The sequence below is a fragment of the Alicyclobacillus sp. SO9 genome, assembly GCF_016406125.1.
Taxonomy (GTDB): Bacteria; Bacillota; Bacilli; order Alicyclobacillales; family Alicyclobacillaceae; genus SO9.
This window is the reverse complement of the sequence record NZ_CP066339.1, coordinates 1,990,019-2,002,290: the sequence shown is the minus strand read 5'-3', so window position 1 is coordinate 2,002,290 and position 12,272 is coordinate 1,990,019. Positions and strand designations below refer to the sequence as shown.

Below are 12,272 nucleotides of genomic sequence, written 5' to 3'. Positions count from 1 at the left end.
AGTGGTATAATCCACCCAAGTCATCTTGCGTGGACTACATAAGATATTAAACTGAAAATTCGGAGGTGTAAGGAAAATGAAGTTGAAGTGGACGTTAGGGGCATCGACGATGCTCCTAGCCGGGAGCCTCATCGTTCCCTCAGGTACGATTTTTGCAGCTACCACATCAGGCAATTCGACGAGCCATCACCTTATTCAGGCTGGTAGTCATGCGAACATGGGGCGAACACAGAATGTCGGAAGCGACTTGGCACTAGGCAAAAGCTATACCGTCACAACGCAGTGGCCAGACAACACCTTTCACAGCATTGAATCCAAATGGCCGAATAACGGACAGCTCACGGACGGCCAGATGGCACCGCTCAGTTTTTCAAGCTCCGGTTGGGAGGCTTTCCTCCGTCAATACGGACGTGCCATCACTATTAACCTCGGCAAAACAGAAAACATACGTTCTCTGTCTCTGAACATGCTGCAAAACCTGAGCGCGGGGATTGATTTTCCAAACAGCGTATCCTACCAGGTCTCAAATGACGGCAAACACTGGACTTCAGTCGGTATGTCAAAATCGACATGGAAGGGAGATACCACACCGGGAACGCAGGCTTATCGCGTCTATACCAATGTGAATGCAAGGTATGTTAGAGCCATTTTTACTGCAAAGGTTTTTGCGTTTGCGGATGAATTTGTAGTAGATGGTTTCAAAACTCCAAATTGGCACACATGGACACCACAGTTTGGACACGCGCAGCCCTGGAGTACCAAATCTGTCGGCTACCTTCCGTCCGGTTCGTGGAAGAGCGCCGGAATTCGCAATCTGATGCTTGCATACACTGATGGCCACGGATCATTGGGGACTTGGACCGCACAGAACTTCGAACCTATGATTGCCCACGAGACAAGCTCTGGAAAGGCAACAAATTGGATGTATGACGGCGTACTCTTTGGTCCATACGGCTCTCCTGCGAGTGCATCTACTATCAACGGCTGGGTTCAGAACCTGTTTTCAAAGGACATTCAGCTTTCAGCATTGAATCAAGCCGTCGCAACGGCGAAGAAGAAGTTGAATGACCCGGGCTATAAAGAAAAAGTTGTCATTAATGTCCCTGGACTTACATCCAGCCCAAGCTCCTTTGGTGCTATCAGCCCATCGGGAAGGTCTCTCGATTTAAACCCTGCTGACGTCGGCCAGTATCAAGCCTACTTAAATAAGTTGAAAGTCATCCACTGGTACATTCACCAAATCGAGCAGAATTGGAAATCTCATCATTATTCAAACTTGGAATTAGCAGGTTTCTATTGGCAGCCCGAATCCTTGGCGGCAAATTTACCGTATAACGCAGACTTAGTTCGAGCTACGTCCTTTATGGTCCATCTAAACGGCGGGAAATTCTTCTGGATTCCCTATTACGGAGCTGTCGGAGTAACACGTGCCAGAAGTCTGGGTTTTGACTCCGTTATGATTCAACCGAATGTATCCTTCAACTGGAATATCAATGCCTACGACCGTTTTGCCTCCGTGGCGGGAATGGCGAAACAATATGGTGACGGCATCGAAATTGAAGCTCACTGGGACGTGACCTCCGCGACCACGAGCCTTGCGCAAACAGCACAAAAGAAGTACTATGACTACTTTTCCGCGGGTAACGTCTTTGGGTTTCAAAACAACGTTTTAAAGAGCTACTATCTCGGTTCCAAGACTTTGCTTACAGCCTATCAGAGTACGAATCCCTTTTATCACTCCCTGTACGATAATACCAATAGGTTTATTGAGGGTTTGTGGACGGGCACTCAAATTCAGTAAACATTCGCGTCTTCAATGAACAGTGTCGCAAAACCTAAATAGGGAACAACAAAGCCAGGCAAATGCCTGGCTTTGTTGTTCATCTAGCCGCGCTATCTGTATTAGACTACGTGACAGTGCAGTAACGGTTTGAAGACGCAGTGACGGCCCTTTACGAAAGATATCTTGTAATATGTTCAAGGAGCTGGTGTGTTTGAGCTAACGTATTAAAAGAATGGTCAGCACCAGATATCGGGATAAATTTCTTGGTTCCTCCGGGAATTGAGAGATATTCCTCACCAATTGCAGACGGAGTAGTGTTATCATCAGTGCCATGAATGACGAGAATCTGTTGCTCATCTGAAAACGGCGTATCTCCCAGGTGTTGAACCAGATTGTCGTAGAACCCTCTTCCTACTAAATATCCCCCAATTTCAACAGCCTCAGCTGCCTTATTAGAAAAACGTTCCTTATGTTTCTCTCGCAGGTACCACGGCCTGCTCGGAGACACCAAAATCGCTCTTCCGAGACTTTTATCCGCCCTCACCAATTCGCTTGCAACTAGGCCGCCGAGACTATATCCAAGTACAGTGACATTCACGTTGCTGACGCCAGCATGGTTCAACCAGCGCAACACTTCTTGTGCTTGCAGAATGAGGGACGTAACGGTCATCTCCTGATAGTCCCCGTCACTCTCGCCACACCCGAGAAAATCAAAACGCAAACTACCAACATTCATGCGCTCCAGTTCTTCAGAGATATGAAAGAAGAGCCGATGACTTTCGACTCTGCTCCCCGTGAAGCCGTGAAGCATTATCACCACAGGTACTTGCGCTAGATTCTCAACGGCAGGTCTATGAAACATTCCGCGCAAGGTTTTTCCTTCATACATACACTCGATGTGCTCTCTGACAAACTGAATCCCGCTTCACCTCACTTACCGTATCAACGAACGGAATGATATGTCCTCGGACAGGAACGATTCGTCTAGTGAAAAGGCTCGGACCTATAGTGTTTCTTTAACCAACTTAGACTGTTTGCAACACTTTTAAAGGCATCGTACTGGCAAAAGTCCTGTTCAACGACCAACCAATCAGTGTGAATTTGTTCTGCGGTGGAAACAACTCCTTGAAGGTCTACATTTCCTTCACCTAACGGTACGGTCTGAACATCATCCCGCCCTTCGTTTCGTAAGTCTTTCAGGTGAAGTAACGCTGCCCTGTCGGCGTATTTTTGCATATAAGCAATGGGATTTTGTCCCGCATGCTGTACCCAGCACGTGTCTAGTTCGAGTTTCACATTATCTGAAGATGTATGCTCTATTAGCACGTCGTACAACAGCCGCCCATCAAAATCCTTTTGGAACTCAAAAGAATGATTGTGGTAGCAAAAAACAATGCCTTCATCCTTCAGTGCTCTCCCCCATTCTTCAAACAGCAGAGCCACTTGTCGGCACTTCTCTTCCGTGGCACGAAGCTCCTCGTCGAGAAATGGGCAGACAATATATGGCGTACCCAAGATACGATGAAATTTCACTACTTCATCAAAATGGTCTCTGAGTTGATAAAAATTGGTGTGACTGCCAAGGCTGCTTAAACCTAGGTGAGACAGAAGGTCTCGCAGTTCCTCTGCCGAATACCCGGCAAACCCGGCGAACTCAACCCCTTCATAGCCCATCTCAGCTACCCTCCGAAGAGTACTTGGCAGACTCTTCGCTACTGCTTCCCTCAGCGTATACAGTTGTACGCCGATTTTCATCTCTCTTCACCACTCCCTCCGGGTCCTTTCAGTCCTTCACGGTGACCAGCTGTTATCAATTCAGATACTAAATAACAATTTTACTCCCTACCTCTTCCATTACTTTTGTGATAGACCGCAATTCCAACCAGTCACTTGCAGAAGCCTCTCCTGTTGCAACGGCTACAATTTGATTTGAAACTCCTTCGTAGTATGCCACAGCATCATCCAAGTTCGTCTGGAACATCTCGCCCTCACCAAACAACTGAATCGTGAATCCTGGCGGATATCCTTTCCCGTATTGAATTACGCCACAGCGACCGTCTGCCCATTGCAGCGTTGCTGCACCGGATGTCTCGGTACCGAGCACAGTTGTCTCCACAATGTCCCATCCCATTAGAATGACAAGGGCTTCAACCATATGGCTCCCATATTCAAACCACGGTCCTGGTCCTGCAATGTGAACAGACACAGCGTTTTGTGAATGTTCTCTTGCGGCTTTCATACGCTGGCTGTACCTGACTGCCGAGCCTCCAAGCACAGGAGCGTTGTGTGCTTTGGCAATGGCCTCCAGTTCCACAATGTCTCTTAATGTTTGAGCTACCGGCTTATCGATATAGACAAACTTTCCTTGTTCAATGAAGGGCCTTGCCATCTCTAAATGTAGGTTCCCGTCTCGTTCCATGATGATTGCGCCGTCTAACTCATCCACCATATCCGGCGTCATTTGAGTGACAACCGTTTCAATTTTACATGTTTCGGCAATCTTGCTGGCTAACTCCGTATCCGTGGAAACGATGACCGAAATCTGAACACGTGAATCAAGTGCATTGCTGTCATGTTTCGGATGCATATCCGCCATCCAGCCGCCGTACTGTTCAAGCAAATTCCGGTAGAAGCCATTGATTCGTCCAGGGTAGATATAACTGTGAATCAGGTCCTCTCCAATCATAGCTAAATTCACACTTGACACCTCCAACTTAGAACCAAGTAGTTATTCTTAAGTCTTCTGTCTTTTAAGTATTCTGCTTTTAGTGAAAACATCCTTCACCATTATTACATATTGGAGATATTATTCGCTTTTTAAAACAAAAGTCCTTTTCATTATATTTGCTATAAGTCCTAATTTACAGGTAAAATACCAGGTGAATCTACGTTTTCTTCCAAACAAGAGCAAGATAAACAACCTTTATTGACAGAATTCATTTCATATCCCGTGAAGTTTTATGAAAATGTCCTTTACAAAAAATACGATATGACTTAGTATTCTGTCTATGAAGAGGGGGCTTCTGATTTGCAAGAGAACACATCTGCAATCACGTCTACACAACACATTCGTCAATTGAATCGCAGTTCTATCATGAATGCTTTGAGAAGTCGTCCAGGTCTAACGCAAACGGGGCTTATCCACCATACCCAATTGTCCAGAGTGACGGTGTCCGCCATCCTTGATGAACTACAGCAGTTGGGGTGGGTTGTTGGAGAGTCGGAAGAGCGCCGCAGTCGGGGAGCGCCGTCAACGCATTATCGATTAAATGAAGCAGAAATGACATTCATAGGAGTGGACGTCAGTCCCGAAGGCTCAGTATTGTCATTGGTCGATGTCTATCAAAACTTAGTGACAAAAAGCAGTTTTACACTCGAAGAGTTTCTTACAGGTACAGGCGACTTAGCAAGTGCTCTGAACCGCAGTCACAGACGGGTGCTTGGAGGAACTGTGTCTGTTCCCGGTATTGTCTCGTCAGATTCAACAACGGTAATTGAATCAACTGTTCTCCCCTCTCTTCACTACAACGAATTACTCTTGAAGCTCCAGTCCAGTCTCGACGTGCCAATGCGATATATTAACAACGCAATGGCTTGTGCATTAACTGAGGCGTTAAAAACGTCTGTTGAGAGTCTGGTTTATCTCAGCGTCGGCAGCAGTATCGGAGCCGGAATCATTGTGGGGAACCAACCGTTGTCCTTAGGAAACAGCGTGGGCGAAATTGCCCATATGATTGTGAACCCACAGGGACCCTATTGCGACATTTGCGGCAGAAACGGTTGTCTCGATTCCTATGTCAATGTGAACTCTTTGGCGAGACAATTCTCCCTCGATGCAGTAGATCCACGTAACTTGACCGCAAAAGCCAATTTGCTAAACGCAATCCATGCATTGCTTGAAGACGAAGCGACAGACCACTACACCCTGCTCCATGATTCGTTCGATGCAATCGCACAGGCTTGTGAGTCTATTACCTTTCTCCTTGGAAGAATTCCTATTGTACTTGGCGGAAAGTTAGGAGCACTCCTTCGCCCAGGAACGGAACTCGCGTTGAGACGTCGGAATCCCTGGATTCAACCAGAGATTCGAAGACAACACTTTGACGTGGAGGAGCAATGGAGACCTTCTGTGGGTGCAGCAATGTTTGCAGTAAACAGTTGGTTTGTATCGCCAAATTCAAATCAGAGGTGAGTATTTAGATGAAGAAACCAGTGATAACAACCTACAAAATTAGGGAAGCATCTCGTAAGGAGCCAGGATGGTGGGTCGGTGCGCCATCGGCCACGTATGTGGAAGGCTACGGGTTTTTACTCGGGTATAGACTGCGCGGAGGCGATGGGCGGCGAGGTTACGAAAATCGCCTTGCATTCAGCCAAGACGGAATTTCGTTTGAAGATATTGTTGTGTTTGAAGGGAAGGCATTATCAACGCGATCGATGGAACGCCCCTGCATTCGTAAAATCGGCGACGAGTTTATCTGTTATCTCAGTTATGTTGATAGTGAAACCGACCGCTGGAAGATTGACTTTGTTACCAGTGACAGTCCAGAGAAACTCGATATAAAAAACCTTCGACCTGCGCTCAATGGCAGTGATTGTAACGCGGAAGCTGTAAAAGACCCATATGTTGTAGTCGGTGACGGCAACGTCAACATGTATGTTAGCTATGCCCAGAAAGTTGCCAATATTAACGAAATTGAATCCGATATTCGTGACTCTGGAGATGTTTTCACTATCCAATCTGTGTTGTCCAGAACGGGATTGGCGACTTCAACAGACGGTAAGCAATTTACATGGAGCGGGTCGGTCCTCAATCCGCGTCCCAATCTACTCGACAGTCACACCGCACGACTTTCTGGTATTATCCCATTTTCGCCCAAAGACCTTGTCTTTTATGATGCGAATACCGATGAAGGATCAAATTATGAAGAAGAAGCAACACTTGCCATTATGGACAGCGACACCGAAATCCGGCCCTTAGGTCGTCTTGAGAGCTGGATAAGCCAACTCAGTGCAGACAGGATTCGTTACGTAGATCCAATACTAGTTAACAACAATTTGTATGTTTACTATGAACGGACAACGTCATCGGGAGCACATGACCTGTGTGTGTCCGTAATGAGGTGGGGTGAGCAATCATGATTAAAATTGGCCTGATTGGTTGTGGAGGAATTGCCCAATTACACGCGGATGCCATTCAAGCTCTTTCAGGAAGATGCAGCCTGAAAGCAATTTTCGATGAGAATGATAAGCAGGCAGAACGTTTTGCAGACGGTCTCCCTCATTTGCACGTTGCGAAGACTTTTACTGAGTTTCTTGAACAGCCTCTCGATGCAGTGATAATAGGCGTCCCAAATCGGTTTCACGCGCAGTATGTGAGGGCTGCAGCAGAACGAGGGTTAGCTGTCCTGTGCGAAAAACCTGCATCAGACACCTTGGAGGGTGCCTATCACATGCAGGAGGCTGTGCAGAACGCAGGGGTTGTGAATCTCATAGGTTTTGAAAACCGCTATCGCGGCGGCGTTCAACGTTTACACAAATTCATTACAAGCCAGGCTCTGGGCAAAGTCTTTGCCTACAGAGAAATTTGCACAGGGGCACGGCTGGTTAATGAAGACATCGGTATGGAATGGAGAATGCGCGACTCCGTTTCTGGTGCAGGAGCCGTTACAGACTTTGGTTCACACTCAATGGATATGGCTACCTGGATGTTAGAGCCCGTGTGCGGTCCTTTGGTCCAAGTCTATGGCAGCTTAGGCACGTTTGTACCACATGACGGTACACTGCCCAACAACGATGACATGTCGGTACTCACAGGGAGATTTGCTTCAGGAGCTCTGCTGTCCATCTTTAACAGCAGAGTCGGTCCCGGAACCTACCGGGTCGAAATTATGGGGGCCAACGGTTACGCCGCCTATGATGCAAGTGAGCCTGACGCACTCACCATTCAGTGGTACAGCGAGGACCATCCAGAGTTTGAAGCAAATGAAGACATCGACAAACGGAGTCCATTTTTGATTCAACTGGACACATTTCTGACAGCGATTGAAACAGGACAATCCGCGCAGCCTGATTTTCAGACAGCCTATAAGGTTCAACGTCTTCTCGAAACGGCCATTAAGTCTCCCATGTAAGGAGTCCTGAAAAATGCAAAAACAGCAGCCAGTTCGGTTTGGACTTGCAGGATACGGAGGATGGGGACGCCATCATGCTCAAATCATCACGAACACCCCAGGCGCAGAACTTGCCTTTATTGTGAATACAACCGGGGTGAAGCCAGCAAACGAATCGATATCGTGTCCTTTCTTCGACAGCCTGGAGGAAGGCCTGGAGTCCTGCGAAATTGACGTTCTTGACGTAGTCGTCCCGAACCATCTTCATGCCCAGTACGCCATTCATGGACTCCAGAAGGGATTGCACGTTCTGCTGGAAAAACCTCTGGCTTCCACTGTTGACGATGCAAACAAGGTTATTGCTGCGTGGGAATCCGGCAGCCAATGCTTATATGTGGGGTATGAATTAAGACTGTCCAGATTGTGGACAAAAGTCAAGTCTCTTGTAGATGACGGCACGATTGGAGACGTTCTTTGGATTGATATAGCGCTGGAACGTCATCCGTTTCGTCAAGGAAGTCATGGATGGCGTTGGAACGATGAGGCTGTGGGCAACTGGATGATAGAAGAGGCCGTCCACCACCTCGATTTGATGACCTGGATTGGTAATCTTGAGGGGCGTCCACACACAGTCAGCAGCCGTTTTCCTGGGTCTTCTGGCACCAAAGCAGACCACTGTTCGGTGGCGCTTGACTTTCAAAATGGACCCCATGCTACATACCGCTACTGCCTTACGGCAGACGGACATCACCTTGTTGCGACGATTTACGGTACTGAGGGATCGCTGCGCGCAGAATGGCATGGACTTACTGATAGAACACGTAATCCAATTGTTCAACTTGTAGTCCGCAAAGACAGTACTCCTCAAGAAATCACGCTGGAGGGACACTCCGGCGAACTATTTGAACTCGAAGCTGAAATAGCTAATATGGTGCAATGTGTTCGCGGAACAAGTTCTCCGCCCATGTCACCATATGATGCACTGGAAAATCTCCGTTTAGCGCACGAGATTCAAAATGCAGGAAGATGAAACACAACTCCTCCATCCGTCGTCGGTCTGCGGATGGAGGATCAGGTAGTGAATGCATTACAGAAAGCCTACGATATCATAGCTCCCTTTGACCCAATCGCACTCAGCACAGCTTGAATGCTCTCTTTTGCATCGCCAAAACACATGGACGTGTTCTCTTTGAAAAAGAGGGGGTTTTGTACCCCGGAGTACCCTGTATTCATGGAACGTTTGAAGACGACGACATTTTGTGCCTTCCACACTTCAAGCACAGGCATACCGGCAATCGGACTTCCCGGCACCTCTTGAGCAGAAGGGTTCACAGTATCATTGGCTCCGATGACAAGAACCGTATCGGTTTCCGGAAAGTCATCGTTGATTTCATCCATTTCCAGCACAATGTCATACGGCACTTTTGCCTCAGCCAAAAGAACATTCATATGACCAGGCAAACGTCCTGCAACGGGATGAATCCCAAAGCGAACATTGACGCCCATCGCTCGAAGTTTTTTGGTGATTTCAGCAACGGGGTACTGAGCTTGGGCCACAGCCATCCCGTACCCTGGAGTGATAATGACAGAGCTGGACTGTTTGAGCAGGTCCGCCACATCCTCAGGAGTCGTTTCACGGTATTCTCCCAACTCTTCATCACTTCCGACACTGGCACCTTCATTGCCAAACCCGCCCAGTATCACGGAAATAAACGAACGATTCATAGCTGTACACATGATATAAGAGAGGATTGCCCCAGAAGACCCGACTAAAGCGCCGGTAATGATCAGCAAGTTGTTGGACAGCATGAAACCTGCAGCTGCGGCTGCCCACCCAGAATAGGAGTTGAGCATGGAAATGACAACCGGCATATCCGCGCCGCCGATGGATGCAACCAAATGCAGGCCAAAGAGTAAAGCGATGACCGTCATGACTGACAAGTAAATCAAAGCACTACCCTTTCCGCCTGCGATGATAAACAACACCATTAAGACTACGGATGCCGTCACTGCTAACAGGTTTAACTTGTGCTTGTGAGGAATGGACAGCGCCTTCGAGTTGATTAAACCGTGAAGCTTTCCAAAAGCCACAATGGACCCCGTGAAGGTTACTGCCCCAATGAATACCCCGAGAACGATTTCTGTCAGCTCAATATTTAAGTATGATCCCGTTGTCGCCGCCGCGGAACCTGTGTAAATTCTAATAAAGTTGTTGAATCCGACAAGGACTGCTGCCAGTCCAACAAAGCTGTGAAGGATTGCAACCAACTCCGGCATTTGTGTCATTTCGACTTTCAGTGCCAATCGAATCCCAATGATGGCACCAATTAACATGGCGATTGCAATATAAATATAACTGTGATAGCTGATGCTGAGAATTGTGGCAATGAGAGCGATTCCCATACCCACCATGCCAAACTTGTTTCCGTTTCTAGCCGTTTCCTGTTTTGACAGACCCGCTAGACTCATGATAAATAAAAGCGCGGCAACAATGTACGCAGCTGTTAGTAAACCTGCAGGCATTTAGCGACCCCCCTCTTCTTTAATAAACATTTTTAACATCCGTTGGGTGACCGCAAAACCGCCGAAGATATTGACAGATGCGATGAGTATCCCGATGAAGGAAATCACCTTGACAATTACGATTGGACTGCCAACCTGCAACAATGCACCAACCAAGATGATGCCTGAAATCGCATTCGTAACAGACATGAGAGGCGTATGCAAGGAATGGGTTACATTCCAGACAACGTAGTAGCCAACCACGACAGCCAGTGCAAATACGGTAAAATGACCCAAGAACTCTGGAGGTGATACATAACTGATTAAACCAAACACAAGAATTGCGGCGACGCCCAAAATGTATTTCAGGTTTGAAGGCTTTTTTTCACCGTCCACTGCTGATTCAGCTGTTTGCGGAGTCTCGTTCGACTGTTTTGTCGGAGCGGAGACGCTAATCTGCGGCGGCGGAAACGTGACCTCACCGTTGTGAATCACGCTCATATTGCGCAGAACCACATCGTCAAAATTGATGTCAATCGACCCATCCTTTTCCTTACAAAGCAATTTAGATAAATTAAGAAGGTTGGTAGAGTACATTTCTGACGACTGACCCGGTAGTCGTGCAGGCAAGTCCGTATACCCAACCACCTTCACACCCGAGTCCGTCACGTACAATTCACCAGGCACCGTGGCTTCGCAGTTCCCGCCAGTTGCAGCCGCCATATCAACAATGACCGATCCCGGTTTCATACTCTCCACCATGTCCTTAGTAATCAGTTTAGGTGCGGGTCTGCCCGGGATGAGCGCCGTCGTAATGATGATATCCACTTCTTTAGCTTGTTCTTCAAACAGCGCCATTTCAGCCTTAATGAACTCATCCGACATGACCTTTGCATAACCGCCAGACGTTGAGCCGTCTTCGTCACTGTCAAAATTCAGTTTCAGAAACTGACCACCCATGGATTCGATTTGCTCGGCTACTTCTAGACGCGTATCGAATGCACGAACAATGGCTCCCAACGAATTGGCAGTTCCAATGGCAGCCAAACCAGCGACCCCAGCACCAATTACCAAGACTTTCGCAGGAGGTACTTTTCCTGCCGCCGTAATCTGTCCCGCAAAGAAGCGTCCAAAAAGATGGGAAGCTTCCACAACGGCTCTGTAGCCTCCAATGTTTGCCATCGAAGAGAGAACATCCATGGACTGAGCCCGCGAAATCCGTGGAACCATATCCATAGCCAAAACATTGATACTCTTCTCAGAAAGTTGACTCACCAACTCTGGATTTTGCGCTGGATATAGTAGACTTACCAACGTTGACCCGTCATGAATCTTTGCAACTTCTGTTTCGTTTGGAGGATTAACCTTATAAATGAGATCTGATTCCCAAACCTGGGCAGCATCCACAATTTCTGCTCCCGCCGCAGAATACATCTCATCAGTGAAGCTTGCCAGTTCACCAGCAGAAGACTCGATTGCCACATCGAAACCCAGTTTCTTTAACTGACTGACAGATTTCGGGGTTGCTGCAACGCGTGTTTCACCAGCTAGGCTTTCCTTTGGTATACCAATTTTCACACGACCTCAACTCCACAATTAGTTATGCATTAATGCTAAAATTGTAACTCAAATTTAAATGATTAATCAAATTTTTGCGAACATTTATTCAGAAATGTATCTGTGGAAGTGATGAGAGCCTTGTCTTGTCTTCGTACTCTGTCGAAGCAAATGCGCCCATGAGCACGTATCGGCAGTCTCCGGAACGCCTTATTGGATTTAGTTCGAAACAAACACGGGGCTGTCCGTCTAACCTCGTTAGTAAAAGACAGCCCCAGCACTAGTATCATGGCTTTCTTTTCTATTTACTTTTTAGA

General features: G+C 47.3%; 10 protein-coding genes. 5 read left to right on the top strand and 5 right to left on the bottom strand.

Annotated elements, in window-relative coordinates:
* Positions 1-76: 76 nt before the first annotated feature.
* Positions 77-1,801: a DUF4855 domain-containing protein gene (locus GI364_RS08995; RefSeq protein WP_198853274.1), complete on the top strand. Its 1,725-nt coding sequence runs from the start codon at positions 77-79 to the stop codon at positions 1,799-1,801.
* Positions 1,802-1,952: 151 nt separating this feature from the next.
* Here GI364_RS08995 and GI364_RS08990 read toward each other — a convergent pair whose 3' ends face one another.
* From GI364_RS08990 to GI364_RS08980, 3 genes are all read right to left on the bottom strand, one after another.
* Complete coding sequence (locus GI364_RS08990; protein ID WP_233096159.1) at positions 1,953-2,645, bottom strand: alpha/beta fold hydrolase; 693 nt, start codon at positions 2,643-2,645, stop codon at positions 1,953-1,955.
* 122 nt (positions 2,646-2,767) lie between these two features.
* Positions 2,768-3,538, bottom strand: a complete 771-nt coding sequence (locus tag GI364_RS08985) for a sugar phosphate isomerase/epimerase family protein (protein ID WP_198853272.1) — start codon at positions 3,536-3,538, stop codon at positions 2,768-2,770.
* 67 nt (positions 3,539-3,605) lie between these two features.
* A complete protein-coding gene (locus GI364_RS08980) occupies positions 3,606-4,481 on the bottom strand; it encodes a Gfo/Idh/MocA family protein (RefSeq protein ID WP_198853271.1) in 876 nt (291 codons plus the stop codon).
* A gap of 330 nt (positions 4,482-4,811) precedes the next feature.
* On the opposite strand from GI364_RS08980, the gene GI364_RS08975 reads away from it, so the two are divergent.
* The 4 genes from GI364_RS08975 to GI364_RS08960 are packed head-to-tail and all read left to right on the top strand — an operon-like array spanning position 4,812 to position 8,926.
* Positions 4,812-5,975 carry an ROK family transcriptional regulator gene (locus GI364_RS08975; protein ID WP_198853270.1) on the top strand — a complete coding sequence of 388 codons (1,164 nt, stop codon included), beginning with the start codon at positions 4,812-4,814 and terminating at the stop codon, positions 5,973-5,975.
* Positions 5,976-5,983: 8 nt separating this feature from the next.
* The gene (locus tag GI364_RS08970) at positions 5,984-6,925 is read left to right on the top strand and encodes a hypothetical protein (protein ID WP_198853269.1); all 942 of its coding nucleotides are present in this window, start codon (positions 5,984-5,986) and stop codon (positions 6,923-6,925) included.
* Positions 6,922-7,917, top strand: a complete 996-nt coding sequence (locus GI364_RS08965) for a Gfo/Idh/MocA family protein (protein WP_198853268.1) — start codon at positions 6,922-6,924, stop codon at positions 7,915-7,917. Before GI364_RS08970 ends, GI364_RS08965 begins: the two co-directional genes overlap by 4 nt.
* Before the next feature lie 13 nt (positions 7,918-7,930).
* On the top strand, positions 7,931-8,926 hold the full coding sequence (locus tag GI364_RS08960; protein WP_198853267.1) for a Gfo/Idh/MocA family protein: 996 nt from the start codon (positions 7,931-7,933) through the stop codon (positions 8,924-8,926).
* A gap of 68 nt (positions 8,927-8,994) precedes the next feature.
* Here GI364_RS08960 and pntB read toward each other — a convergent pair whose 3' ends face one another.
* Both pntB and GI364_RS08950 read right to left on the bottom strand, forming a co-directional pair.
* Positions 8,995-10,419, bottom strand: a complete 1,425-nt coding sequence (gene pntB / locus GI364_RS08955) for a Re/Si-specific NAD(P)(+) transhydrogenase subunit beta (protein ID WP_198853266.1) — start codon at positions 10,417-10,419, stop codon at positions 8,995-8,997.
* Positions 10,420-11,976 carry a Re/Si-specific NAD(P)(+) transhydrogenase subunit alpha gene (locus GI364_RS08950; protein ID WP_198853265.1) on the bottom strand — a complete coding sequence of 519 codons (1,557 nt, stop codon included), beginning with the start codon at positions 11,974-11,976 and terminating at the stop codon, positions 10,420-10,422.
* Positions 11,977-12,272: the final 296 nt, after the last annotated feature.

Bases quoted from the DNA above. Each gene is read 5' to 3' on its own strand.
- GI364_RS08995 (WP_198853274.1), top strand. From the start codon at position 77: ATGAAGTTGAAGTGGACGTTAGGGGCATCGACGATGCTCCTAGCCGGG.
- GI364_RS08990 (WP_233096159.1), bottom strand. From the start codon at position 2,645: ATGTTTCATAGACCTGCCGTTGAGAATCTAGCGCAAGTACCTGTGGTG.
- GI364_RS08985 (WP_198853272.1), bottom strand. From the start codon at position 3,538: ATGAAAATCGGCGTACAACTGTATACGCTGAGGGAAGCAGTAGCGAAG.
- GI364_RS08970 (WP_198853269.1), top strand. From the start codon at position 5,984: ATGAAGAAACCAGTGATAACAACCTACAAAATTAGGGAAGCATCTCGT.
- GI364_RS08965 (WP_198853268.1), top strand. From the start codon at position 6,922: ATGATTAAAATTGGCCTGATTGGTTGTGGAGGAATTGCCCAATTACAC.
- GI364_RS08960 (WP_198853267.1), top strand. From the start codon at position 7,931: ATGCAAAAACAGCAGCCAGTTCGGTTTGGACTTGCAGGATACGGAGGA.
- pntB (WP_198853266.1), bottom strand. From the start codon at position 10,419: ATGCCTGCAGGTTTACTAACAGCTGCGTACATTGTTGCCGCGCTTTTA.